This window comes from Aphanizomenon flos-aquae FACHB-1287, from assembly GCF_014698755.1.
In the GTDB taxonomy this organism is placed as follows: Bacteria; Cyanobacteriota; Cyanobacteriia; order Cyanobacteriales; family Nostocaceae; genus Dolichospermum; species Dolichospermum flosaquae.
In genome coordinates, this window is sequence record NZ_JACJTO010000002.1 from 59,201 (window position 1) to 84,469 (window position 25,269).

The 25,269-nt window shown below is 37.0% G+C and carries 29 protein-coding genes and 1 pseudogene; 15 read left to right on the forward strand and 15 right to left on the reverse strand.

The features are described 5' to 3' along the window. The first annotated feature begins 95 nt into the window (after positions 1-95). Positions 96-845 carry a peptidoglycan-binding domain-containing protein gene (locus H6G44_RS01315; RefSeq protein ID WP_190384754.1) on the forward strand — a complete coding sequence of 250 codons (750 nt, stop codon included), beginning with the start codon at positions 96-98 and terminating at the stop codon, positions 843-845. Between the two features lie 30 nt (positions 846-875). Then, on the forward strand, positions 876-1,229 hold the full coding sequence (locus H6G44_RS01320; RefSeq protein ID WP_190384755.1) for a phage holin family protein: 354 nt from the start codon (positions 876-878) through the stop codon (positions 1,227-1,229). Here H6G44_RS01320 and H6G44_RS01325 read toward each other — a convergent pair. Further along, a complete protein-coding gene (locus H6G44_RS01325) occupies positions 1,226-1,648 on the reverse strand; it encodes a cobalamin biosynthesis protein (protein ID WP_311138857.1) in 423 nt (140 codons plus the stop codon). The two genes, H6G44_RS01320 and H6G44_RS01325, sit on opposite strands and share 4 nt — an antisense overlap. Positions 1,649-2,071: 423 nt before the next feature. On the opposite strand from H6G44_RS01325, the gene H6G44_RS01330 reads away from it, so the two are divergent. Then, the gene (locus H6G44_RS01330; RefSeq protein WP_190384756.1) at positions 2,072-2,698 is read left to right on the forward strand and encodes a 7-carboxy-7-deazaguanine synthase QueE; all 627 of its coding nucleotides are present in this window, start codon (positions 2,072-2,074) and stop codon (positions 2,696-2,698) included. Positions 2,699-2,939: 241 nt separating this feature from the next. On the opposite strand, the gene H6G44_RS01335 is transcribed toward H6G44_RS01330, so the two are convergent. Then, a complete protein-coding gene (locus H6G44_RS01335; RefSeq protein ID WP_190384757.1) occupies positions 2,940-4,223 on the reverse strand; it encodes an ankyrin repeat domain-containing protein in 1,284 nt (427 codons plus the stop codon). 135 nt (positions 4,224-4,358) lie between these two features. On the opposite strand from H6G44_RS01335, the gene H6G44_RS01340 reads away from it, so the two are divergent. Next, positions 4,359-4,829, forward strand: coding sequence for a DUF4079 domain-containing protein (locus H6G44_RS01340; protein WP_190384758.1), 471 nt, complete (start codon positions 4,359-4,361; stop codon positions 4,827-4,829). 150 nt (positions 4,830-4,979) lie between these two features. Here H6G44_RS01340 and H6G44_RS01345 read toward each other — a convergent pair whose 3' ends face one another. After that, entirely contained in the window at positions 4,980-5,591 is a 612-nt protein-coding gene (locus tag H6G44_RS01345) for a DUF1997 domain-containing protein (RefSeq protein ID WP_190384759.1), read from the reverse strand. Positions 5,592-5,932: 341 nt separating this feature from the next. Here H6G44_RS01345 and H6G44_RS01350 point away from each other — a divergent pair, with 341 nt between their 5' ends. Continuing rightward, positions 5,933-6,586: a glycoside hydrolase family 24 protein gene (locus H6G44_RS01350; protein ID WP_199291679.1), complete on the forward strand. Its 654-nt coding sequence runs from the start codon at positions 5,933-5,935 to the stop codon at positions 6,584-6,586. A 1-nt stretch (position 6,587) separates the two neighbouring features. Here H6G44_RS01350 and H6G44_RS01355 read toward each other — a convergent pair whose 3' ends face one another. Together H6G44_RS01355 and H6G44_RS01360 are read right to left on the reverse strand one after the other, a co-directional pair. Beyond that, positions 6,588-7,343, reverse strand: a complete 756-nt coding sequence (locus tag H6G44_RS01355) for an armadillo-type fold-containing protein (protein WP_190384760.1) — start codon at positions 7,341-7,343, stop codon at positions 6,588-6,590. A gap of 196 nt (positions 7,344-7,539) precedes the next feature. Further along, positions 7,540-8,073 (reverse strand): DUF4330 domain-containing protein, encoded by a 534-nt coding sequence (locus tag H6G44_RS01360; RefSeq protein ID WP_190384761.1) that lies wholly within the window; start codon positions 8,071-8,073, stop codon positions 7,540-7,542. Positions 8,074-8,512: 439 nt separating this feature from the next. On the opposite strand from H6G44_RS01360, the gene H6G44_RS01365 reads away from it, so the two are divergent. Beyond that, the gene (locus tag H6G44_RS01365; protein WP_190384762.1) at positions 8,513-9,367 is read left to right on the forward strand and encodes a M48 family metallopeptidase; all 855 of its coding nucleotides are present in this window, start codon (positions 8,513-8,515) and stop codon (positions 9,365-9,367) included. On the opposite strand, the gene H6G44_RS01370 is transcribed toward H6G44_RS01365, so the two are convergent. From H6G44_RS01370 to H6G44_RS01380, 3 genes are all read right to left on the reverse strand, one after another. Beyond that, positions 9,368-10,129, reverse strand: a complete 762-nt coding sequence (locus H6G44_RS01370) for a metallophosphoesterase family protein (RefSeq protein ID WP_190384763.1) — start codon at positions 10,127-10,129, stop codon at positions 9,368-9,370. It abuts the gene before it with no gap. Between the two features lie 84 nt (positions 10,130-10,213). Beyond that, positions 10,214-11,011, reverse strand: coding sequence for a Tab2/Atab2 family RNA-binding protein (locus H6G44_RS01375; RefSeq protein ID WP_190384764.1), 798 nt, complete (start codon positions 11,009-11,011; stop codon positions 10,214-10,216). A 47-nt stretch (positions 11,012-11,058) separates the two neighbouring features. Next, positions 11,059-12,330, reverse strand: coding sequence for a CCA tRNA nucleotidyltransferase (locus H6G44_RS01380; protein WP_190384765.1), 1,272 nt, complete (start codon positions 12,328-12,330; stop codon positions 11,059-11,061). A gap of 86 nt (positions 12,331-12,416) precedes the next feature. Between H6G44_RS01380 and H6G44_RS01385 the strand changes: the two genes are divergently transcribed. From H6G44_RS01385 to H6G44_RS01395, 3 genes and pseudogenes are all read left to right on the forward strand, one after another. Beyond that, positions 12,417-12,665 (forward strand): Ycf34 family protein, encoded by a 249-nt coding sequence (locus H6G44_RS01385; RefSeq protein WP_190384766.1) that lies wholly within the window; start codon positions 12,417-12,419, stop codon positions 12,663-12,665. A gap of 83 nt (positions 12,666-12,748) precedes the next feature. Beyond that, entirely contained in the window at positions 12,749-13,429 is a 681-nt protein-coding gene (gene tsaB, locus H6G44_RS01390) for a tRNA (adenosine(37)-N6)-threonylcarbamoyltransferase complex dimerization subunit type 1 TsaB (RefSeq protein ID WP_190384767.1), read from the forward strand. Positions 13,430-13,445: 16 nt separating this feature from the next. After that, positions 13,446-13,652, forward strand: a pseudogene (locus H6G44_RS01395) (pyrroline-5-carboxylate reductase family protein); the annotation flags it as partial. A gap of 212 nt (positions 13,653-13,864) precedes the next feature. Here H6G44_RS01395 and H6G44_RS01400 read toward each other — a convergent pair. The 3 genes from H6G44_RS01400 to H6G44_RS01410 are packed head-to-tail and all read right to left on the reverse strand — an operon-like array spanning position 13,865 to position 14,542. Beyond that, entirely contained in the window at positions 13,865-14,038 is a 174-nt protein-coding gene (locus tag H6G44_RS01400; protein WP_190384880.1) for a hypothetical protein, read from the reverse strand. Beyond that, the gene (locus H6G44_RS01405) at positions 14,035-14,265 is read right to left on the reverse strand and encodes a DUF433 domain-containing protein (RefSeq protein ID WP_190384768.1); all 231 of its coding nucleotides are present in this window, start codon (positions 14,263-14,265) and stop codon (positions 14,035-14,037) included. The genes H6G44_RS01400 and H6G44_RS01405 overlap by 4 nt, the downstream gene beginning before the upstream one ends. A 34-nt stretch (positions 14,266-14,299) precedes the next feature. Further along, the gene (locus H6G44_RS01410; protein ID WP_234413228.1) at positions 14,300-14,542 is read right to left on the reverse strand and encodes a DUF2281 domain-containing protein; all 243 of its coding nucleotides are present in this window, start codon (positions 14,540-14,542) and stop codon (positions 14,300-14,302) included. 163 nt (positions 14,543-14,705) lie between these two features. Between H6G44_RS01410 and H6G44_RS01415 the strand changes: the two genes are divergently transcribed. From H6G44_RS01415 to H6G44_RS01430, 4 genes are all read left to right on the forward strand, one after another. Next, positions 14,706-15,053: a hypothetical protein gene (locus H6G44_RS01415; RefSeq protein ID WP_190384769.1), complete on the forward strand. Its 348-nt coding sequence runs from the start codon at positions 14,706-14,708 to the stop codon at positions 15,051-15,053. 60 nt (positions 15,054-15,113) lie between these two features. Further along, the gene (locus H6G44_RS20585; protein WP_190384770.1) at positions 15,114-16,811 is read left to right on the forward strand and encodes a HEPN domain-containing protein; all 1,698 of its coding nucleotides are present in this window, start codon (positions 15,114-15,116) and stop codon (positions 16,809-16,811) included. Positions 16,812-16,848: 37 nt separating this feature from the next. Next, positions 16,849-17,283: a DUF29 domain-containing protein gene (locus tag H6G44_RS01425; protein WP_190384771.1), complete on the forward strand. Its 435-nt coding sequence runs from the start codon at positions 16,849-16,851 to the stop codon at positions 17,281-17,283. Between the two features lie 160 nt (positions 17,284-17,443). Continuing rightward, entirely contained in the window at positions 17,444-20,125 is a 2,682-nt protein-coding gene (locus H6G44_RS01430) for a DEAD/DEAH box helicase (RefSeq protein ID WP_190484228.1), read from the forward strand. Positions 20,126-20,236: 111 nt separating this feature from the next. Here the strand turns inward: H6G44_RS01430 and H6G44_RS01435 are convergent, their stop codons facing one another. Beyond that, positions 20,237-21,733, reverse strand: a complete 1,497-nt coding sequence (locus H6G44_RS01435; RefSeq protein WP_190384773.1) for an HlyD family efflux transporter periplasmic adaptor subunit — start codon at positions 21,731-21,733, stop codon at positions 20,237-20,239. 367 nt (positions 21,734-22,100) lie between these two features. On the opposite strand from H6G44_RS01435, the gene H6G44_RS01440 reads away from it, so the two are divergent. Beyond that, complete coding sequence (locus H6G44_RS01440; RefSeq protein WP_190384774.1) at positions 22,101-22,991, forward strand: alpha/beta hydrolase; 891 nt, start codon at positions 22,101-22,103, stop codon at positions 22,989-22,991. A gap of 62 nt (positions 22,992-23,053) precedes the next feature. Here the strand turns inward: H6G44_RS01440 and H6G44_RS01445 are convergent, their stop codons facing one another. The 3 genes from H6G44_RS01445 to H6G44_RS01455 all read right to left on the reverse strand — a co-directional run bounded on the left by H6G44_RS01445 (position 23,054) and on the right by H6G44_RS01455 (position 24,323). Continuing rightward, the gene (locus tag H6G44_RS01445) at positions 23,054-23,416 is read right to left on the reverse strand and encodes a hypothetical protein (RefSeq protein WP_190384775.1); all 363 of its coding nucleotides are present in this window, start codon (positions 23,414-23,416) and stop codon (positions 23,054-23,056) included. Between the two features lie 314 nt (positions 23,417-23,730). After that, a complete protein-coding gene (locus H6G44_RS01450) occupies positions 23,731-23,967 on the reverse strand; it encodes a DNA-directed RNA polymerase subunit omega (RefSeq protein WP_015079483.1) in 237 nt (78 codons plus the stop codon). Between the two features lie 20 nt (positions 23,968-23,987). After that, complete coding sequence (locus H6G44_RS01455) at positions 23,988-24,323, reverse strand: hypothetical protein (protein ID WP_190384776.1); 336 nt, start codon at positions 24,321-24,323, stop codon at positions 23,988-23,990. Between the two features lie 84 nt (positions 24,324-24,407). Here H6G44_RS01455 and H6G44_RS01460 point away from each other — a divergent pair, with 84 nt between their 5' ends. Next, positions 24,408-25,196, forward strand: coding sequence for a TIGR01548 family HAD-type hydrolase (locus tag H6G44_RS01460; RefSeq protein WP_190384777.1), 789 nt, complete (start codon positions 24,408-24,410; stop codon positions 25,194-25,196). Positions 25,197-25,269: the final 73 nt, after the last annotated feature.

Below are 25,269 nucleotides of genomic sequence, written 5' to 3' on the forward strand. Positions count from 1 at the left end.
TGGGTGATATTTTATATTCATACCAAAAAAATAACAGTGAATAAAGTGATAGCAATAAGTGTAAGATTAGTATCAGAAAGTTCTATAAAATTTTTATGAAAGTCAGTCTAACAGCAAATACTCCCAACTTGAGCGCGAATTCTTGGTATTGCTTACTTTTGTTAATCAGCACACCCCTATTAATTAGTTCTTCTGCTTTCATATCCACAGCAGCACCAGTCAAAATTGCCCAAGTTAATACAGAAGTTAAAATTAATCGTCCCTCTCTCAACTTAGGTAGTCAAGGTGAACGAGTTACAGAACTTCAAGCCGCTTTAAAGCTTTTGGGCTTTTATTCGGGTGCTGTGGATGGTATATATCAACAAAGTACCATTATTGCCGTTGCCCAGTTTCAACAAGCTGCGGGCTTAAATCCCAGCGGTAATGTAGATAACATCACTTGGCAAAAACTGTTCCCCAACCCATTAAATATTACTTCCGCCCCTAACCCAGTCCGTAATTTTACGACTTTTCCCACCCAACCCCCTAAAGCTAGAAACAGACCCACAACCCCCAAAAATCAAAGTAGTATTACCATTCAACCCACCCCTGTCAATCAACGAACATCCGGTATTCAATATACCACAGAAGGATGGCCAATTTTGCGTTTACGCACAAGTGGAGTGGAAGTGATTAAATTGCAAAAACAACTTAAAAACTTGGGTTTTTTCAATGGTAAAATAGATGGAGATTTCGGCGTATCCACAGAAGCAGCAGTCAAAGCTGCTCAAACTCGTTATGGTTTAAAACCTGATGGTGTTGTCGGTGGTGATACATGGAAAGTCTTCTTAAAACGCACTTCCTAGTAACATTAATCTTGTGATCATCATCAAACTATGAAGCACTTTCTCTTAACTTGGCTCGGCGCTGCGGTCGCATTGTTAATTACATCTAAAATTGTCCCTGGGATTATTCTCACTAGTTTTACTGCGGCCTTGATTGCTGCTGTTATCATTGGTTTGGTAAATGCCATTGTCCGGCCAATTTTGCAGATTTTAACATTTCCCATTACCTTTATTACTTTAGGGTTATTTACTTTTGTAATTAATGCTCTAACTCTATGGTTTGCTAGTACAATAACTCGCGGTTATGGTTTTGAAATTCAGGGTTTTATTCCTGCTTTTTTAGGTTCAATTGTTTTATCAATTGTTTCTGGTATTATTAATCAAATTGTTAATGCAATTGATTAAAATATCAGACTTTCACTTTTAGCAACAGCTACTGTTATCCCTACTCCTGATAATCGGAAAATCTGTTTAGGAACTAATAACATTATTTCTCCAAATGGGATTTCCGAAACTGCAAGAATTGCAGAAGCTTCAGCTACACTCAATGTTCCCACTAACTTACTAATAATATTATTAGGATTGGGAACAAATACATTATTTAAAAGTTCAGCACTAAAAGTTTTTAAAGGTAGTTTTTCTAAGTTACAAAATTCTACCAAACCAATTTCTGAGGCTTTTTTATCAATAGTTGCAATTCCAGCTACTTCACTATATATAAGCTGATATTCTCCAAAAACTTTTTTAATTACTGTCTTAATTAATTGTGAGGAAATTCCTTTTTGACAACCAATTCCTACCCATAATTTTTTTGTGTATATCACAATATCTACCTTGTTTTTAAATATTCATTATATTGTTTCCCAGTCTTATTCCCTGTTCTTTCTCTCAACTTCTAAGTTAAGAGCTTAATTTTTTCTTTATCATTACCCAAAAATCCCATAAAATCTCACTCAAGGAGGATTTATTAGCATTTAAAGTAGTTATTATCACACAAAAACTGATAATTCCAATACTTCCAACCAAAACAAAACCATGTATATTGTTCATATCTAGCACAGTAGGAAACATCAAGGCACAAATAAAAGTAAAAAGTTAATCTAATTTCTTTCTACTCTGATTGTGTAAAAAGTTTATCTTGATGTTTCTCTTTTTCTTAATCATTCAAACTTTGATCAAAAATTTCCAAATATCCAGCTTTATATGGCAAACTAATAACTAAATAGATTATAAATTTTAGGTTGAAAATGTCGCTTTTAAAAATTAAGCTCCCCATTCATGAAACTTTTCAAAGTACAGTTCAGGGAGAAGGATACTGGACAGGTTCCTTAGTAGACTTTATTCGCTTATCAGGTTGTCCAGTCCGTTGTCCTTGGTGTGATACTGGTTACGCTGACGGAGGAGCAAATTTACCACGGTTAGAACGTTCAATTGGTGAACTTTTAGCAGAAATTAAATCTCCCAGAGTCGTAATAACCGGTGGAGAACCATTTATTCACAAACATTTACCCGCATTAGTTCAAGTCTTGTCAACCGCAGATAAACAAGTTAATATAGAAACATCAGGCTCTTTTTGGCAAGAAATCTCCCCAGCAGCTTGGATTACTCTATCTCCTAAAGAACATATTAACTCTAAGTATCCCGTACAAAGTCAGTTTTGGAGTCGAGCTAATGAAGTTAAAATAGTCATAGAAACAGGTACAGAAATTGATTTTTACCAAAAATATTTATCTACACACCCTAATTTACTTGTTTACTTACAACCTGAATGGTACAGTTTTTCAAAATCGCTACCGCTGATTTTCCAGATATTACAAAAAAAACCTGACTATAAACTTTCCTTACAAACACATAAGTATATTGGAGTACAATAACAAATTAGCAGCTACTAATCAAATCGTTGAACTTAACCTCTTATACTATTCTGGTCAAAGTTGAAATTTACTTCACTAAAATAAATCTTGAAGCCTCTTACTTTTGTTTAAAAATAACTTATATTTATAGTTTTCCTGCTTATGAAGTACAAAGTTTTTTAGTTTTAGGACACAGCGAATAGTAAATAAATTGGTATGTACTTCAATAGACCAGAAAACTATATAAATAATTCAATACCTATCATTCCTTCGCTCCTCCTTGTCTTAACATTGTACCAATACCCCGATAATTATTAAGTTTAGCAATCATTAAAGCCGTATAACCACCCTGATTTTTTAAATTGACATCCGCACCAGCTTGTAGTAACATTGCCACAGCCTGACTATAACCCTCAGCTACAGCCCACATTAAAGCAGTGACCCCAGCCGAGTTTTGCAAATTCACATTTGCACCTTTTTCCAGTAAAATTTGGCATATTTCGGGATAATTTGCAGCTATGGCCTTGACTAAAGGAGTTTTACCATCATCTGCTAATTTATTAATATCTGCACCATAATCAAGCAATAGTTTCACGGTGTGGAAATGTCCTTGAGATACCGCTAAAGTAAGCGCGACTTCTCCAAAATTTTTCTTTTCCATATCCGCCCCCGCAGCCAACAAAACTGCTACTATATCACTATATCCTTGGAATGCTGCTATCAATAAGGGTGTATCTCCCAAATGATTTCTAATTTGTACATCTGCCCCCCGTTGAAGTAATATTTTTACTATCTCAATATATTCTTCCACAACAGCAAGGTGTAAGGCTGTTTCCCCCTCTTTATCTTGATGATTAATTTCCGCACCTGCATCTAACAAAACCATTATTATATCACTATTTCCCGTTGCTGTAGCTGCTAATAATGCTGTTACATGATCACAATTCTTAATATTAACATCAGCACCAGATGATAACAATGCTTGTACTATTTCTAAATAGCCTAAATCTATAGCAATCATTAGTCCTGTCTCACCTTCCGAATCTTGGCTATTGACAATATTGCTATTTTGTGATAAAGATCGAATAACCTCTGGATGTTTGTATTTTATTGCTAGTTTTAATGCAGTATCATCATCCTTATCAGTGATTTTTATATCAGCACCAGCAGCTAACAAGACTTGTACAATCTCAATATGACCCTTTAATGCTGCTATCATTAAAGCGGTACTGCCGTCGTGATTAGTAGCATTGATATTTGCCCCTTGAGAGACTAATAGCTTGACAACATCTACTTGACAAGAATTAGCAGCAAGCATTAATGCTGTCAAACCATGGATTTTCCTAGTTAAGTTAATATTAGCGCCCGCAGCCAAAAGCGATCGCACAATTTCTGTATAACCTAAATTTGCGGCAAACATCAATGCTGTGGTGCCATTGTCGTCGTCTGTGTCAACCTTAGCACCATGGGAGAGTAACGTCAAGACCCCCTGAATATTCCCAGCTTTGACAGTTTTTAACAACGTGGGATCTTTTTTTTCTATCATTGATTATATCCTGTTTGGATAGATGTTACTGATTTTAACTCAAGATCAAGATCATATCCTGGCGAAAAATTGCTGAGTAAGAAAAATAAATGTATGCTAAGTTTTATAAAGATTTAATTAACGGAAGTAAAAAATATGGCTTTTGAACTAACCCCAACAATAAGATTCTGGTTGAACTTTGCTCACCCAGCTATAATGTGGGTATTATTAGCACTCTCCTTATATGCTGCGTATTTAGGGCTACAAGTACAGCGCACCAGAAATGCTCAAGGAGAAGAAAAGAAAGAACTGATTAAAGGACGTTTTACCATCAAACACCACCAAATTGGTTCTATTATGTTAGCTGTAATGGTAGCAGGTTCAATAGGTGGTATGGCTGTCACTTACATTAATAATGGTAAATTGTTTGTCGGACCCCATTTATTAACTGGATTAAGTATGACAGGTTTAATAGCTTTTTCGGCATCTTTAGTTCCTTTGATGCAAAAAGGCGCGAATTGGGCAAGAATGACACATATAATCCTCAATTTTACTATTTTAGGGCTTTTTGCATGGCAAGCCTTCTCTGGTGTCGAAATTATCCAAAGACTTCTTACTAAAGCATAAATTCTCATTTATATCAATTCTATATGAGGCTGCACAGAATAATCTCATCCGTCCCTAATTGCATTTATTTGCGTTTAGTTGCGGTTAATTATTATTAAAATCTCATTCTATGCAGCTTCATTTCAATTTTGTACTAGTTATCAATTATCATCAATGTTTTTTCTGGGGAAAAGGTATACTTAAAGATTGATGAAAATCTTTTTGTACCTTGTATGTGAGACGACGAGAAACTTGACGGACAATTTGACTGAGGATGCGATCGCCTGTAGACTGAATTAGAGAATGGGATAATCGGCGCATGAATTTGGGAAAATGCAACTCAACCATCAAATCTAATTCCCATTGTACCCGTGTAATGCCGTCTAAATCTCCCATTAATTCCGTAGATGATTTATAATCGACCTCATAACCAGGCGCTTGGTAATCAGGTACAGGGATACTACGGATTTGGAACTTATAACCTTGGGGTTTTAACAACTCCAGTCCAATCTTGGGTTCTACGTCGTAACCAAAAGCACCAAATTTACCCACGGTTAAAGCGTAGCTATTTTCGCTCAAAGCTTCTACTTTCATCGGTTCTGCACAACGAACAAACCAGGAAGCATGAGTATGAAAATACTCCTCTACCTGATTAATAGGTGCAAACATTTCCATAATATCTTGATAATTGCTATAAAATTTAGTTGAAATTAGATCAGCTTTTTGTGATACAATCTCATCTGCTACCTTCCAAGATTGACATTCACTATTGTTTGTCACCATAAATTTGTTTTTTGTATATTTTGAAGTTTGTCTATATTAATCGTTCTGAAAAACTCAACAATTTGTCATCAACTTCACACAAATATGAACTAAATATGTAAAGTCAACAACAGGGAATAAAACAGTAGATTTAGTTGTACTTATTTGACTCTCCTAATTAACTAACCAGAAATATCTGGCCTTTTATGACTATATTGTATGATCTTCACCCAATATTTGACATTGTAGCTAAATAACCGAATATGTGATCATAGAAATACTACTGAAATTTTTATTTTTCCGAAATCAAAGAGTAACTTTTTGTGATTATTCAAGACAAACAACGAAAAAGGAGGTAGCTTCTGAAAAGCTTTGAACTTAAAGGTGTAGAAAAACTTATTGCTCCCATAGCTTCAATTTTAGGCTTTGTATACCTGTTTCAATGGTATATTTTTGGAGATCTACAATTATCTCCTGAACCTATATTTACTGGGAAACAACCACCCCTAGTTATGATTGGTGGAGATCCTTATGTTCGGGCATTAATGCGAACCATATCCGCCAGTGAAGCTAGTGGTAATCGTCCCTACTCTCTATTGTATGGTGGTGAGCAGATTAATGATCTCAGCCATCATCCTCAAAAATGTGTTACCATTACCACAGGACCAAATACAGGTAATTGTTCCACAGCCGCAGGTAGATATCAAATTATTAATACTACTTGGTATCGAATTGCTCCTCGCTATCACCCAAAGCCCACACAGATGATGTTTTGGACTAATTATAGTTTTGAAGCAGAATATCAAGATGTTGTAGTTTACCGTTGGTTACATGACTCAAAAGCTTGGGGCGTGGATATCCCTAAGCTATTACAGCAGCAAAATTTAAATGATGTCCTCCGAAAACTTTCTCCTACTTGGACTAGTTTAGGCTACGGTATAGAAAATAATTCTGTTAGTAGTTCCTTACCCAATATCTATCAGCAAGTCCTCAAAGAAGAATTAAATCAAAATTAGCTCACTCTACCAGAATTTTGCTCTTTGTTTTCGCTAATACAGGCATAAAAATTTTTGGATGAGTATGTTTTAGCGGCGATAACCCATTTAAGTTTTGCAAACAGTCTAAAGCCGCTTCACGAATTATCAATTCTTTTTCCTGACTCAGTAGCAGTTGTAAGCATTCCATAATATCTTTTTGAACCACCGTATCAACTCGCTGACGACTAATCAGTTTATTAAGCTGACGCATGGAAAGCAACCGTTTTAAAGAATCTTTTTCTGTTAAATTGTTTAACAATTGATCAATATGGTTTTCTTGTTGATTTCCTTGAAAACTGAATATTTGCCATACCAACAAAATTAAAGTTAATAAGGTGGCCATACCTTGAATAATAGCACCAGCAGCTAACCAATGACTAGGAGCATCAACCCAAATGGCCGAGGCCATATAAGTTATCACCGTTGCTATACCACCACTAGCAATAGAATAAGCTAACTGACTATTAGTGCTGCTTATCAAATTGCGTATTTCTAACCAGGGTAATTGCCAGTTAGATTTTTGCATGGAATAAGTAAATACCATGATACCAATACCAGCAACAAGAGATAATAGCAATTGCCAATTCCAAAGCAGCATGGCTACAATAATTGTCAATAATCCCAGCAAAGCACCAGGTTCATAAAAATGTTTAAAAATCTGATGTTTTGGCATTTCTATCTTAATTTCTGAAACTTGATTAATCAGTTGCCTCCAAGAAGACGAAGCCTGTATCACAGTGTTTACCTACTTGATTACAAAATTACAAATGGGTAGTTTTTACCAATTTTAAGCATAAAATTAGGAAAATTTTCCCTTACAGCACGTTCGGATTGATTTAGGTAGACCTTATGGGGGCAATAGTCCCGCGCTAAAAGAGTTTTATCATTAATATCTGTACTTCATAATACCGGAAACTGATGTAAACACAATGTTATTGATCCTGTAAGCGAATGTCAATTACGGACGCATTAAAGTTATAGTTAAAACCTTCTAATTCAAAAGGCATACCAATTTTTACTTTACTATTACCAAGAACTGGTCCATCTTTAGTAACTGTAGCTTTACCTTCTAAAGTTAAGATAAAATCTGTACTAAAGTTAATCTTGCGAGGATCTGGTAATTCCTTCACTGTACCATCTGGTTGACCAATAGTCAGGGTTCTCTCTAACTGTTCAATGGATTTAATCCCAATCTGACCATAGGGTTGATTACGGATAATTACATTAGTTTTACCACCTGTTGTGAATCCTTCTTTAACCAACCGTTGCGGATTACGAACATTAAGACCACGTACCAATAAATCTACCTCAATGGGTACTATTTTCGCGCCGACCTGAGCTACAGAACCGGAAGTACCAGGGAAAATAAAGATACCGACTATCACAAGTAAAATTACTAGTACAGCCCCTAGATCTAATAGGTTAATTTTACCGAACAAGCGACCTTTGGAATCTAAAATATTCATAACTAAGTTTGGACAAGTAATTGATTGTACTCAGCATTTTTTCCAGCGATTCAGAATCTTCATCACTAAATTAATATTGACACAAGGTAAATGTTATGTTGACATACTCACCGACCTGAAGGTGCGGTGATTCTTGACACTTCAATGAAACACGCCACAAGTGGTCTTATCGTCCCTCCATGTCCGTTTAAAGTCTCCCAATGCCATAAGGCGACTATGACCAAATTTTAACATAAAGCCGTCCTAGAAGGACGGGGCTCGTGTCCCGTCTTTTCGGTCACGGGACAGTTTATCATGATTACAGTAGTTTCGGTGTCATAATAACGGTAAGTTATTTGCATTCACTGTTTGTACCATCTAGAGTCGGAAATGCAACTTAGTAAATTGAAAATGCGTCTTGTGATTTGAAGTTCTTACACCAATCTCATATAACCGGATTATGATTAAATTACAACGAATTTGGACAAATTATCATTTGTGGCAGCGTCGCTGTTTGTATCCGTTCGTTTCTGTCAGCGTTGCTGTGATTATTTGCTTGGGTACACCCCTATCAAGTAAAGCTATAGATTTATTGCCTCTGTTGTTCCAAGGTGTGCAAATATTGAACTTATCTAATATATCTGATCGCCAGGAGGTTACGCTTGGGCAGCAAATAAATCAGGAATTGCAGCAAGAAGTCAAAATTTCTCAAAATTCCCAGCTAAATAGTTATATTAACGAAGTTGGTGAACGTTTAGCGGCTAATAGCGATCGCCCCAATATCCCTTATACTTTTCAAGTAGTGGAAGATTCTGCTGTTAATGCTTTTGCAACTGCTGGTGGGTTTATTTATATCAACACAGGTTTATTGAAAATAGCAGATAATGAAGCTGAGGTAGCTAGTGTATTAGCTCATGAAATGGGACATATTGAGGGTAAACATTTAATTAAACAAATGCGACAAAAAGCTATTGCTAGTGGTGTTGCTACTGCTACAGGTTTAGATAGGAATAAAGCTGTAGGTATTGGTGTGCAACTTGCCCTTAATCTTCCCCGCAGTCGCAAGGATGAATTTGACGCTGATAAAAGAGGACTAGCAAACATAACCCGCACCGGTTATGCTCAGTCAGCAATGGTTTCTTTTATGAAAAAGCTACAAAAAAGTAGTTCCGTTCCTACGTTTTTAAGTACGCATCCAGGTGCCCGCGATCGCGTTATAGCCCTCCAAAATCAGATTAACACACAACCAAGTAATCAAAATAATGGGTTGGATAATTCAGTATATCAAGCAAAAATCAGGGCGTTTTTGCAGTAATTAGGCTCGTTGCTTATGACGACGGCCACCCATGAATTCCTCTGGTTGAATAATTGTAATTAGCTCTTTCCAGGGGAGAGTTCGCACTTTCTGACTAAATACATTAGCCTGATAAACCAACTTATTCGTAATATCTAACCCCGTTAACCAACCGCTACGGGGATGATAAGCACCAGTATCAATATCTAACCATCCCTGTCCCTGTGCCAAATTTCCAGGAACAACACCCGGTAAGGTAAAAGTTATAGTATGACCAACTATAATCAATTTATCTGTAAAATATGGTTCTTTGATCCGATGAAATTCATCCCTAATCCAGCATAGTTCCTCCGCTGTTTGTTCTTGGACAGTTTTTTGCGGATCAACACCTGCATGAGTTAACCAAAAGTCTCCTAAATCTAAATATGTGGGTAAATTTTCAAACCAATTTAGATGCTCTTTGGGAATTGTCCCAGATTGGTAACTAGCAACCGTTGCTTGTCCTCCACTGTATAACCACCCCTGCATATTTGCTGACCCTGTATCCTTACCAACGAGGATGTTTAATAACATCTGCTCATGATTACCTAGCAGACAAGGGTAATCATTTTCTTTCACAAACTCAACTACTTGGGCACTTTGCGGACCACGATCAATTAAATCTCCCAAAAAATATATTTGATCATCTGATGCAGGGGCTATTTCCTCTAATAACAGCATTAAACCTTCATAGTGGCCATGAACATCACCAATAACAACCCTACGCTGACTAATTTTACTCATCTACTTCTAGCTTAAATGAATGGACTGGGTATTTTGACTACATTTTCATTTGTCTAGTTTCCCAGAAAAAACCCTTTTTCCTATTTATTCTTCCTGTTGCAATAGCCAAAAACCACTGTAGGTCATTCCTGAATCATCTGGTTGAACTAACAGAAAATGCAATCCCTGACTTAGCTGTTTGCGTTGTTGATACAACTTTCCCGCTGCAGTAACCTCCTCATCTGTAAAAGTAGCCAAAACCCATCTATCTACTAAACCCGCTTCTAATACTAACCCATCAGGTGTACCTGCAATGTAGTTTAAAGCTACAGGGTTACTCTCTTTTAACCACTGCGCTAAACCCATAGATTTTCTCCCCCCGTAAATTATCACACCAGGTATAGGTACTGTTGAAGCTAAACCTAAATTAATTGGTTTAAGAAATTCTGGGATTTGTAAAATAGGAACCGGGCGTTCTATAAACTCGTCTATGATATCACAGGCTGGAATTGTCGCCAACTGCCATTTTTCCCCCCAAAGATTTTCCGGTAATGGTAATGGTGGTAGTTTATCCACAATTACAGGATATTGTTTTGCTGCTAACCACTGTTTTAAGGCCAAAGTTCTCCGAGTCGCTTCTACCTGAATACCTAAATTATTTCCCGCAATTGTAATTAAATTTAAAGACTGAGGACGAAATACCTGAATTAAATCTGGTAACTTTTCCCTACCTGCTAATTGTAATTGTTGGGCAACCCAAGTAGAATTAGCCTGTGATTGGGGACAATTGGCTGTGAACTCAAAACTCCGGGTTTGATCACAAACTAATAATTCCCATAATACCTGCTCTTGGGTATTTTGTAGTGGACTCCGATAAAAATCAGCCTGCCAAATCAGACTCATTCCCTACTCCATAAAAATTAAGTAAATCAAAAATGAATTTGTCAAGTTTAATCCTTAACTAAATTCTTCGCTAATTCTATCGCTGCTTCTACTGTAGAAATTTTTCCTTCAGCTTGGGCAATACCTATTTCCATTAATAATTCACCTACTAATGGTGAAGCGGGAATGTTTAACGCTTTCATGATGTCTTTACCATTCATTAAAGGAATAGGATGGGCTACTAGATCATTTTTGTCAAGATAACGCTTGATTAATGGTTCATAATTAACCAACATACTTTTTTCAAATACTCCCTTAACTACAATATCATTTGCTAAGGCTAATACCAACACGGCCGGAAATAAAATTCCCATTTCCCGAAAAAGAAAATACTGTTTCCGTAAGGGGATATCTACGGCTTTTATTTCTGAAAACATTCTTAATTCTGTTGTTATAGCCCGAATTTCTGCCCGACTGTAGGTAAGTTGTTGTAATTCGATTTCAGCGATTTCTGGTCTTGATTCCACTAAACAGGCAAGTTTAGCAGTAGCTAACCAAGAAGTTTTTACCGTCTTGCGGACATAATTTGTCAATTCTTCCCCTAATTCTTGCCAATTTTGACTAATTATATGAAATGCTTGATCAATAGCGTTTAATTTAATAAAACTTTGATCAGTCGCGTTTTTAAATAAATTAATCAAAACACCGTCTTTCCAGGCAATATCTAACCAAGCTGCGCCCTGACCGTGGGACAACAAAAACCCAATTTCTGCCCGTACTCTTTCCGCTGCTACTTGACTAATACTTTTTGCTAAACTGCGAATTGTTTCTTGGGTGGCTGGTTCAATGGTAAAATCAAGTTGGGAGGCTTGACGATAAGCCCGCATTAACCGCAAAGGATCATTTTGCAGATTGATAGGTGATATCATCCGTAATAGACCAGATTTTAAATCTTGATAGCCTTGGAGGGGATCAATAATTTCCTGGGTATGGGGATTATAAGCGATCGCATTAATGGTAAAATCCCTTCTATGCAAATCTGTAATTAAATTTTCTCCTTCCTGTTGGGCAAAATCAGCGGTAGCTTGAGGAAATACGACACGGGCAATGTGTCTTTGAGCATCAAGTAACACAAAACCAGCTTGATAACGTTGAGCAATCTTTCTCGCTACTTTTACCGCATCTCCTGAGATAATAAAATCTAAGTCGACATATTCCCTAATTCTACCTAAAATGGCATCACGGACTGCACCACCCACCATATAAGCGGGTTCTGGCAAATATTCCAGACTAAAAGGCCAATTTTTGGCAGCTAGACGAGAAATAACTAATTCATTCATTGTTATAAAAATCAACCTAGTAACTAATGCTGATTGTTTTGACTTGAGCTACATTAACTATAAAGCTTCTTAAAGTTGGTTCTATTATGTGTATTTGCGTGAATTGCCACTATGTAGACCGCTGTGTTACCTACAATGCTGTAGAAAACCAGCACCAACAGCCCCACCTCACAGAAACACCTGATTTTGACCCTAATGAACCCACTATTAACGTTAATATTCGCACACAAGGGGAAATCATTGAAATGGAATGGGATGTTGTCGGTTGTCTCAGTTTCCAACAAGAAATAGGTAAATGGTCTAAATTGCGTCCAGGTGAATTAGTTCCTACTTAAACTGAATATTCACACTGAAAATCAGCAACATCAATTCTTAATTCTGCTGTATTATTTACCATGAAAATATATTTGCATTGACTTTGACAACCATAATTAAACATCTGGCAGCGAATAAATACGCTTTAGGATTACATACAACTACACCAGAACTTGGTTTAGCAATTAGCAACTTTGCTGATTATCCCCAATCTCAAGTTTGGAATTTAGGACGTGATTTATCTAGTCATATTCATCAATACTTAGTTGAACTGATTAAACCACGAATCTGGGCAGACCTGGAATTTATCGCTGTTGCTCAAGGTCCTGGTGGGTTTACAGGAACTCGTATTGGTGTTGTCACTGCTCGGACATTAGCACAACAGCTAAATATTCCTGTATTTACAGTTTCTACCTTAGCGGCGGTCGCTTGGCAAGCTTATAAATCACAAGAAAATTGTCAATATCCAGTAATTGCTGTAGAAATGCCGGCACAGCGGGGACAAGTTTTTGGGGCTATTTATCAGCCTAATTCGGATAATTCTGGTATTACTGCTCTATTGCCAGATACGGTATTTAGTCCAACTGCATGGCAAAAAACTCTGGTGCTGCAATCTTCTTTAGGGTATAATTATCGGTTAATTTCAGCTACATCTGAGTTAGCAGCGACGGTTAATAGTATTTTGGAATTAGCTTATTTAGATTGGCAACAAGGTAAAAATCCCCATTGGTCACAAGCTTTACCTTATTATGGGCAACACCCAGTGGAGGATGTGACGATTTGAATATAGCTACTGGAAACAACTAGCCGTACAAATGGTCTTAGGAACAGTCACACTGATACAAGAAACCAAAATCCACCCAGCGGAACTTAAAGATCAAGTTACCAGTCCTGGTGGGACAACCATTGCCGGTGTCAGCGCCTTGGAAAAAGCCGGTTTTGATTCTGCTATCATTGAAGCCGTCAAAGCCTCAAAAGAACGCGCTCAGGAATTGGGGAAAGGGTGATAGGTGAGATTGTTGATCCAATCTACCAGTAAAATCACAGATCACATTTACTGTTTATATACTTCGCTGCGATGAGCGATAGCCACAACAAATACCTGCACCACTTCATCTTCTATCGAATAGATTACTACTGCAAACAGCGGGCAATTTTCTTTGCTAGGGCTGTATCAGCATTAATATAAACCTTTTGGGCATCGGGATGGAGAACAACTTCATACATCAGATCGAAGGGTTCTCCAGTTTGTGTAATGGGTTTTAGGAGTTGTTTGATTTTGCTTAACTCGTTCTAGCAATCCAGGAATTGCTAATAGGACAGCGGTAATGTTATACCTCCCAAAAACCGCTACCCAATCAGGGGAAAGATTCATATCAATCAAAATTTTCATGCACTTATCAACGGGACTTCAATTTCTTCAGCCCGCCATGCAGCATAGGCAAGAGCTTCATAGATATCTACTTCTTCAAGGTATGGATAAGCCTTGAGTATATCACTTGCACTGTGTCCAGATGCCATTAAGTCAACGATAGTACCAACTCTGACACGCATTCCCCGGATACAGGGTTTGCCGCCCATTACTTCCGGGTTGCGGGTAATGCTGGTGAGGTTTTGCATAGCTGATTAGATTGGGAAACCAGAAATAGCTGCGTTAATATTTTCCATTATCACTCTTTTTTACTGAATTTCCCAAGGCTGCAATTGAAAGCAAAAAGTTTTTACTAGTTTTTTGGGATTGTTTTTGAGTTGCTTTATAGCGCAGGTAATCAACAAAATTTATGAGTTCAGTGAGTGAATCTTCTGGTAATGTCTTAATTGACTCAATAATCTGCTCTCGGTTTTTGGTTAAAGTATCCATATATTGATTTAAAGGAATGCGGCTTACTTCAAACACACTATTCTATTCTGACTGAAATTGCTGTCTAACGGTTCTCCAGTTTGTGAAAAAGTCTGTGAGTTGTAAAATCTTTAGGATTAGGGTTTCCCCGCCCTCTATTGTATTGCATCCAAAGGATAACAGCTATAATAAAAAGGATTTTATAAAATCTATCGAAATAATGAAAGCCAATAATGCTCTTATCAAGAAGCTTATCAAGAAGCTTATTCATTTGACAAAACAGATTTATTTGAACGAGCCAGAAGATGGTTCTGGATTATTAGAATCATTTATGACTGGGAAACATCTGGGTTCATCATTTGGAATGGAGTGGTGGATAAATCGTGGTGTGTTTGAATGTTGTGAAGATATTGCAGATATAGCTATACGTTTTGACCCTCAGCTTGAAGGAGTTGACAAAGAGTCTTTTTTAAAGATAATTAGAGAAACATTGCGAGAAAATGCAATTAACCCACAAGTGTTGAATCCTGCAATAAAACTTTACAATCTTTGCGTTTTACCCAGGTAAAATCCATTGTCTATTGAGAATAGAGTCATTAATTGACCAAATTTGGTATCACCAATACCAATGCACAACTTGGACACAATCCTCAAAATCTTAACATTCAACACTTCTGCAATTAACCCAAATCTTTTTACCTTTGAAAGTCTTTTTTTAAGAAGAGCCAGTACACTTTTTGAAGCCAGAACAATTAAAAATCCGGACGAATTTGCATCTCATTTGTGGAATGAAATCCATCGCAATTTAGCTAATTCGCTAGTTCAATGGCTAATTATGTACCCACTGCGAGTCAGAACTGATTCATTTATTCTTGGATTTGATGGTTTAACTCTTCTTAGGGCTAATGATCAAGATCAATGGAAAAAACTTTCTGAAAATTACGATGAATCACAAGACTGGATGCCTAGCATTGAAACTTGGGCAAATGGAATAAGTGACCATACCCATAAGGACTTCTTATTTTCACCAACTTGGTTGGTTTGTGAAGCATCAGGGACAGCCTCTGGTGCTAGAAGTATTGCAGGGGACAGTATGCGTACTTTCATTGCTATTCTTTGCTCTTGTTTAGATGATCAAATACCTAACCTTCTAACTAAGAGTGGTGCAGATCCAACTACCTATTCAATTCAATTTCCAGATGATGCAAGTAAAGCAGAATGCGGTTCTATAACCGCAAGAATAGGCAATCTATTTCCACCTTTATTGGTTAACAATTGTCTTCATATATCATCAGATATATTATCTGAAATACAAAGTTGGTATGAATTAAAGTCTAATGCTTCAAACTTGGCTGAACAACGAGCGACTACGGCTGCCCATTTTATTAACTATGGAATTGTTTATGATGGTACAGAGCGTTTTATTCACTTCTTCATTGCCTTAGATGCTCTTTTTTGTGAACACACTAAAGTTCGTAAAAATCTTAAAGAAGGTATCAGAAAAACATTTCCTGATCAAAACGACTGGGAGAAGCGTATAGATGAACTTTTTAAACTTCGGAACGAACTTGTACACGGTGGGATAAGTAGTATTAAAAAGTGGGATGGTTTAGATAATTATCGACAGCGTTTTAAGTCCCATCCTATGAAAGATATACAAACTGCTGCTATGACTGCATTAAGGGTCTACTTCAGTAACCAAGTTTTTGAACATCTTTTTGTGACTGAAACTATCACCACCATCGCTGAAGCAGAAAAACGATTTGGCTTGAGTCGCAATGAATCTCAGGATTTTTTTACAGAATGGCATAATCAATTACCTGAAATTAATCCCAATGACCGCACTAACCTAGAAATTCTCTGGAAACGTTATCTTTATCATCGTTCAGGTGGACATTTATTGGAAAGTACAGTAATGCTATTACTCGTTTCTCCATTACTTACCGTTGCCGGTTTATATGATCCACCTTTTCGCATCAAAGCAGAAGAATCTGTACAAATAACAATAGCTGATAGTGAAGAAACCCTCCAAGGTCGAATAGATTTACTGGTATTACAAGATCAACTATGGGTAATCGTTTTAGAATCAAAAAAAACCATTTTATCAGTTTGGTCAGCATTGCCACAAACCCTGGCTTACTTAATGGCTAGTCCCAACCCTAATCTACCCAACTTCGGAATGTTAACCAATGGCGATGATATTGTATTTGTCAAACTAGAAAATAAACACTATGCCATATCACGAGTATTTTCCCCATTGTCCACCCAAAGCGAATTAGAATCTGCCTGTCAAGTTCTGTACAAAATTGCCGAAATAGTAAAATGATAAAAAAGTGTAAAATTAGGGAAAGAGGAAAAATACTATGCTAACCCAAACAGATTACGCCCTCTGGATTGAAAAGACAATTAATCTATTGAAAGAGCAAAATTATCATAGTGTTGACTGGGAAGACTTAATTGAGGAGATTGAAAGTTTGGGAAGGAGTCAAAAGCGAGAATTGCGAAATCGGCTCATCACAATGCTAGAACATTGTCTTAAACTTTGTTATTCAGACTACGTTCAAGACTACCGTAGTTGGACAGAAACAATTAAGCGTAGTCAGCGAGAATTGAAAGGCTTATTGGAAGACTCTCCCAGCTTAAGACCGTATTGGGATGAAATATTTATAGAATGTTATATCAGCGCATTAACGACTCTGCGAGAGAACTCTGATTATCAATCTTTTTCTTTTCCTGATAATTGTCCTTTTCCTCAAGAAATAGATCAAATTTTGCAACAACCTTCTTGGCGGAAGTAGTCAGTGTAATTGCTTGGCGAGTTCTCCCCAAAATTGCCGAAATAGTCAAATAATGCAAAAAAGCTCAGTAATACCTTCACAACTTCTGCTTTTCCTCTCAACGTAGCAAACCACGAATCACGTTATGATAGTGGATAGTCTGCTTGCAAATTATGATTGAGTGAATTATTCCGACTCCGCTAATGAAATTGACCCTGGGTCAATATTCCCCTTTGAATTAGATCAATTCCAGAAAGAAGCGATCTCCTCCCTCAATGCTGACCGTTCAGTAGTCGTCTGCGCGCCCACAGGTTCAGGAAAGACCTTAATCGGGGAATATGCCATCTATCGCGCCTTATCTCGCGGGAAACGGGTATTTTACACCACTCCCCTCAAGGCGTTATCTAATCAAAAACTTCGAGACTTCCGCGAAAAATTTGGTTTTGACCAAGTTGGACTCCTGACCGGAGACGCTTCCATTCACAGGGATGCCCCAATTTTGGTTATGACTACAGAAATTTTCCGCAATATGCTCTATGGCACACCCATAGGTCAAATTGGCATCTCTTTAACTGATGTTGAGGCTGTAGTGCTGGATGAGTGCCACTACATGAATGATCGTCAACGCGGTACAGTATGGGAAGAATCAATTATTTACTGTCCTCGGTCTGTCCAACTTGTAGCCCTTTCCGCTACAGTTGCCAACAGTGACCAACTCACCAGTTGGTTAAATCATGTTCATGGACCAACAGACCTGATTTACTCGGATTTTCGTCCCGTTCCCCTCGAATTTAACTTTTGTAATCCCAAGGGCTTATTTCCCTTATTAAATGAAACTAATACCAAAATTAACCCCCGTTTAGTCAAAAAGGCTAAAAAAGGATATTGGGAAAAGGGTAAGGCTGGTAGACCAGAACCGCCTGGTATTATTTATACCCTTAACCAGCTTCAGGAACGGGATATGCTCCCCGCCATTTACTTTATCTTCAGTCGTCGGGGCTGTGATAAAGCCGTCGAAGAAGTTGGTGATTTATGGTTGGTTAATAATGATGAGTCTCAAATCCTGCGCCAACAGATTGATGATTTTTTACGACGCAATCCTGATGCAGGTAGGGTTGGACAAGTCGCACCACTATATCGAGGTATAGCTGCTCATCATGCTGGCATTCTACCAGCTTGGAAAGGATTAGTCGAAGAACTTTTTCAACAGGGATTAATTAAAGTAGTATTTGCCACCGAAACCTTAGCGGCGGGAATTAATATGCCCGCACGAACTACAGTAATTTCTACTTTGTCTAAACGCACTGATAATGGACACCGCTTACTCAATGCTTCGGAATTTCTGCAAATGGCTGGGCGTGCAGGTCGTAGAGGTATGGATCTACAAGGTTATGTAGTTACATTACAAACCCCTTTTGAAGGTGCTAAAGAGGCATCCTATTTAGCAACATCTAAAGCAGATCCCTTAGTTAGTCAGTTTACACCCAGTTATGGCATGGTTTTAAATCTGCTACAAACCCACACCATAGAAAAAGCCAGAGAACTAATAGAACGCAGTTTTGGACAATATATGTCTAATTTGCATCTACAACCAGATTTTGAAGAATTAGCGCAATTTAAAGCCGAATTATCGCAAATTCAGTCACAACTGGCAGCAATTGATGAAAATGAATTAATGGTATATGAAAAATTGCGTCAACGACTGAAGGTAGAACGCCAAATTTTTAAAACCTTACAAGAACAAGCACAGGAAGATAGACAGGCACAATTAGCAATGATGCTAGATTTTGCCATATCTGGAACTATGTTAAGTCTCAACGACAGAAACGCTATGTCATCCCTCCCAATCACAGTAGTGCTGGTTGACAAAGCTGTAGGTGTTGGCGAAACCTCTTACTTTGTCTGCTTAGGACAAAATAACCGTTGGTATGTAGCAACATCGGCGGATATACTAGATATGTATGCAGAAATGCAGCGAGTAGAAGTACCTGATGATATCATACCACCTTCAGAATTGAGCTTAAAACGAGGACAATCAATTCGTGGTGATGAAAGTACAATTGCTATCGCTCAAAGCATACCCAACCCTGAAGAATTTAATCATCTACCGACGGAAGTAAAAGAACAACTCAGTCGCTTAACTGCGGTTCAAGAACAGTTAGAAAACCATCCCATCCAAAAATCAGGAAATATTGCCAAAATATTTAAAAATAGGGCGCGTTGTGTCGAATTAGAGGCAGAAATTGAACATTTAGAAGAACAAGTATCACTACAATCCCAAAGATATTGGGAAGAGTTTCTCTGTTTAATTGAAATTTTGCAGTCCTTTGAATGTTTGGATAATTTAGTTCCCACAAAATTAGGCGAAATTGCGGCGGCCATTCGCGGTGAAAATGAATTGTGGTTAGGTTTAGTTTTAGCTAGTGGGGAATTAGATAATATTGGTCCCCATAACTTAGCCGCAGTTATAGCCGCTTTAGTGACTGAAAGCCCTCGTCCAGATACTAAAGTTGATTTTAATCTATCCCCAGAAGCAGATGCTGCTTGGTTAACAGTACAACCTATTCGCCGTTCTGTATTAAAGGTGCAGTATCGTCATGGAGTAGCTTTACCGGTGGGTTTGGAAACTCGTTTTATCGGCTTGATTTCTTTAGTGGAACAATGGGCGTTAGGGGTAGAATGGAAGGCATTATGTGAGAAAACCACTTTAGATGAAGGGGACGTGGTGCGAATTTTACGCAGAACTTTGGATTTATTATCCCAGATTCCTCATGTTCCTAATTTACCAGAGATGTTGCGGCGCAATGCTCAACGGGCTATGCAGTTAATTGATAGATTCCCTGTGAATGAAGTAATGGAATAATTAGGGAATAGGTAAGAGGTAAAGAACAAGAGGCAAGAGGGAGAAAAAAAGAAAAATATTCTTAATTCCTAATTCCTAATTCTTAATTCTGACTGCTTGACTCTGTGATTTTTATCTGACAGAAAATGCCTCACTAAAACGTCGAGTAATCGGTTCAATAATGAATGTTAAAACCGATTTCTTGCGCGTGACTATTTCAGCATTAGCAGCCATACCTGGATTAAATTCCACTTGTTGTCCTCGCACATTTAAGGAATGTTTACTTAATTTAATTCTGGTAGGAAAAACTAGGCCTAATTCTTTATCAATAATGGCATTAGGACTAATTTGTAATACTTCACCTTCAACTACACCAAATTCTTGAAAGGGAAAAGTGGCGATTTTGACTTTTGCTTTCATTCCCTGATTAATAAAACCAATATCACGGTTTAGAACTTTTACTTCTAGAAGCATTTCTTCTCCTTCTGGTAAAATTGATAGTAGTTCTTCTCCTGATTGTACTGGACCTTTAGTAGCTTTAATTTTGTAAATTATTCCAGCAACGGGGGCTTTAATGGTTTCTCTATCTTTTTGTTGTTTGGCTTGTTCTAATTGACCAGCAACAGTAGTTAATTCTTCTTTACGTTTGTTGATTTGGGTGAGAATTTCACTTTGACGTTCTGAGGTTAACCGAATGTTTTGACTTAGGGCTGTTTGATAAGCCTGTTCTGCTTGATTTATTTCTTGCAATTGAGCAGCAATGTCTTTTTCTAAAGAGGTAATTTTATCTTTTGCTTCTGTTAAATTGTTTTGATTTTTGGTGACTTCATCGGCATTTCTAATAATATCTGCATTGGCACGATTTAATCTTTCTTTAGCATCTAAATAATCAACTCTGGTTAAAGCACCTGGTTCAAATAATATCCGCAGATTTTCTTCTCTTTGTTGGGCAATAGATAGATTATTATCTAACATAGAACGCAGACTTTTGACATTTTCTAAGTTTTTTTGCACATTGGTAAAACTGATTTTTGCATTGGCTAAATTTTCTTGTAAGCGACTCAAACGAACTTTGGATTGGTTGACAATAAACTGTTGACGTTTAGCTTCTGCTGCTGCTGCTGCTTGTTTAGCTTTATAGTCTAATAAACGAGAGTTTAAAAGTTCATTTTGTAAAATTGTTCCCGTAGTTTTACCACCAGAACGTTCAGCTTGTAATCGCTGTAAATCATCTTCAATTAATTTACTAGATTTAGCTAGACGGTTAATATCTATTTGTTGAAAATTGGGATCTCTTTGAATGAGAATTTGATCTTTTGTCACTTGATCACCTTCTTTTACTTTGACTGCTAAAATAGCACCATTACTCAAAGCTGTCACTGGTCTAACTTGGGTAGAAGCAATTAATTCTCCTGTAGCTGTAGCAACTTCATCAATTTCTGAAAAATGTGCCCAGGAAATTGTTCCCAATATAATAAAACTAATTGTTCCCGCTAACAATCTTGTATAAAGTGCTGGTAATTCCTGTACAGCTTTGCCCAATTCATAGGATAATTGTTCTTCTGGTTTCGCAAATCTTGCTTTTGTTTGACGCGCTTGTACTGCATTTGCAGCTAGGGAAAATTTCATAATTTGTCAGTTTTGTTAGTTGTTTTTTTTATTGAGTGATCTGAATTTAATGTCAGTTTTATAAAACTAACTTCTCCAGAGGAAACCGCTTAACTTGGTAATTTTGTACAGCTACATTAGGAATTTTTTTGAGCAACAACTAAATATTTAATGGTAATCTATGCTAATCTAAAATATTGTTATGTAAGTCACTACTTTTAATATATCCACCTTTGAGAAGTCGGGAATTTATGTCCATCGTCTTGGTGATTTTGATGATATAATCCGGTTTATCCGTATTTATTTCTACAATTAGAAGCAAATTTCTCTACAATATACGTTAACAGGCTGGTGGCTTACTGGCCAAAAAAAGCAAGGAATTAACTGTATGATTGATCACAGTAAAGCTATCGCCTCTCGTCAAGAGGGCAAATTTTCCGGTGTTGGTGGACTTGATTTATACTACCAAAGCTGGCATCCTGGAGGTGAGGTGAAGGGAATCTTAGCCATAGTACATGGACTCGGAGGACACAGCGGACTTTACAGTACAATAGTTGAATATTTGTTACCAAAAGAATATGCTATCTATGGTTTTGATTTACGTGGTCATGGACGTTCATCTGGTCAAAGAGGTTATATTAATAACTGGGCAGAATTTCGTGATGACTTACAAACTTTTCTCAATTTAATTCAACAACAACAACCAGGATATCCCATTTTTCTGTTAGGACATAGCATGGGAGGAGTAATTGCTTTAGATTATACTCTCCGTTATGGACTAGATAAATCTACGTTGTTAGGTGTGATTGCTTTTGCTCCCAGTATTGGGAAAGTGGGAGTACCACTGAGTCGCTTAATTTTAGGTAAGTTACTCTCCCATATCTGTCCGCATTTTTCCCTAAATATCGGTTTGGATTTCAGCGCGGGTTCACGAGATCAAAAAATTTTAGATTCCTATACTCAAGATAAATTCCGTCATACTCTCGCTACTGCTAGGCTATCTACGGAGTTTTTTGCCACAGTGGATTGGATTCATACTCATGCTAAAAAATGGCAAGTACCACTGTTAATTTTACATGGAGGTGCAGATAGAATCGCTTTACCAGCAGGAAGTGAAATTTTTTACCAAAATGTTGTCTATCCAGATAAGTTAAGAATTGAATATCCTGGTGGGTATCATGATTTACACTATGATATCAATTATCTACGGGTAATTACTGATTTAGCTAATTGGATGGATCAACATTTACCAACTTCGGTAAGTAGATCAACACAATAGAACTAAACTGTGTAAAAAAACGTAAAATCGCTGAAAACTTCTTTACTCTTGCCTTTTCCCCCTTAATTAATCCGAAATAGATAAAAACCAATCAGCACAAGAATAAAAATCATGGTTGTAGAATAGACAATTACATCTTTTACTAAAAAAGAAATCCAATCTTTTCTTAATTCTTGTTTAAATTTGAGTTCTCGTAATTTACGCTCAAGTTCTATATCTTCCTGATCTGGTAATCTACTGTAGGGGATAATTTGTATATCCTCAATAGCTTCTGCGGAACTATTGGCACTTTCCCAGTTATCTAATGTAGAATTAGATTCATTCAAAACGATTGGCAAATTCTCCTGATTACCATTTTTAATCTCTTTTTTAAGCACCTTTTTTGTAATTTTGACGATTAGATCTTCTAAGTTTTTATCCGCCATATTTGCTAAAATTATATCTTTTGAAGAGGGGAATAACAATATTAACTAAAAGTATAAAAATCCGGTTTAATTTTTGAAAAAATTACCAGATACGTAGAGTTTTTTAACTATAGCGTCACGCACCATAATTAGGGTTTTCGGTGTTATAAAGTACATATTTAGCGGGCAAGATGCCCGCACCACAGGAGGTTCATGATTTAACTTTATACCTCATAAGAGCGGAAACCGCTGTATTACCTGCGTGGACTAGTCATACTCACCCTACAATACCCTGTTTTTTCTTGCCCCTGACTACTGATTTCTAATTTGCCAAATTACAATTCACCGATAATTTCTGGCTGATTTAACTCATCAGACATTTCGATAATTGCCCTTAGTACAGGCTTCATGATTGAATCTTCGTTATTTTCAAAATCTTCATAACGTCGCCGTTTAGCACGATTTGCGACCTGAACAGTAATGCGATAGCGATTTGATGCAGCACTAATTAATTCTTCCGCACGGTGCATGATTTGAGATTGAGTTGTCTCGAATTTGGAACGCTTAAGCATAATTGATAACTATGGAGATTCTATTCTAGTTTACTCGGATTTTTCAAATTTAGATATGGGAATCGGAATGATCCTTGGGAAATTTGTCTAACTAAAATAATGAGACTGAGAATTTGTCGTAATTGTTGGATTTGCTGTTGAAGTATTCTATTTTCTAGACGGAGATCCTGAATTTTTTCTTTACTTAGATAAATATTATCTGGTGCTGTATGTAAAGCTTCATAACTAGCCCGTTCAAATTGATTAAATGTATCTGTTATCAACACTAGGGAATTTTTTACTTTTCGTAATTTTTGAGCCAAGTAAAGAAGTATGCAGGAAATAAGAAGATTAATCAGAACAACAATAGTTACCATTGTTTATTTTTAGGTATAATACTAATTAAAAAGTCAAATAAGATTACTATAAATTTTGTTAACCCTCCTTTTCTAGTTCCTGCCATGACCGAAAACACAAAAGCAATAGTTGTATTTGATATAGATGGGGTTATCCGTGATGTTAGCGGCTCCTATCGTCGCGCTATATCTGATACGGTGGAGTATTTTACCGTCTCAGCCTATCGTCCCACCCCTGTAGACATTGATAACCTCAAATCAGAAGGAATTTGGAATAATGATTGGGAAGCCTCCCAAGAATTAATTTACCGTCATTTTATGAGTCAAGGACAGCAACGGGAACAAGTACAATTAGATTATCAAAAAATTGTTACTTATTTTCAAAGCCGTTATCGTGGTACAGATTCTGAAAATTGGAACGGATACATTTGTCATGAACCTTTATTAGCACAGCCTGGTTATTTTCAAGAACTCACAAAATCTGGTATTGCTTGGGGTTTTTTTAGTGGTGCTACGCGGTTGAGTGCTAACTATGTTTTAGAAAAACGTTTGGGGTTACAGTCTCCTGTTTTAATTGCTATGGAAGATGCACCTAGTAAACCAGATCCTACCGGACTTTTTGCTACTATTAATATATTAGAAAATGGTAGTGATCAAAAACAAACTGTTGTATATGTAGGTGATACAGTAGCAGATATGTATACTGTGAACAAAGCAAAAGTTATAGATAATTCTCGAACTTGGTTAGGTGTGGGAGTTTTACCTCCTCACGTTCAGGAAACAACAGAACGACGTGAAGCTTATGCACAGACACTGATGAAAGCTGGAGCCAAAATAGTGTTTAATAATGTGCAGGAATTAACTATTAAGACGATTTATACATTATCATTGTAAGGGTGAAAAAGCGGCAAATAAGTTTTTCTGAAAACTAGCATTATTGAGGGTAAATTATTTAAAGTGCAGTGGT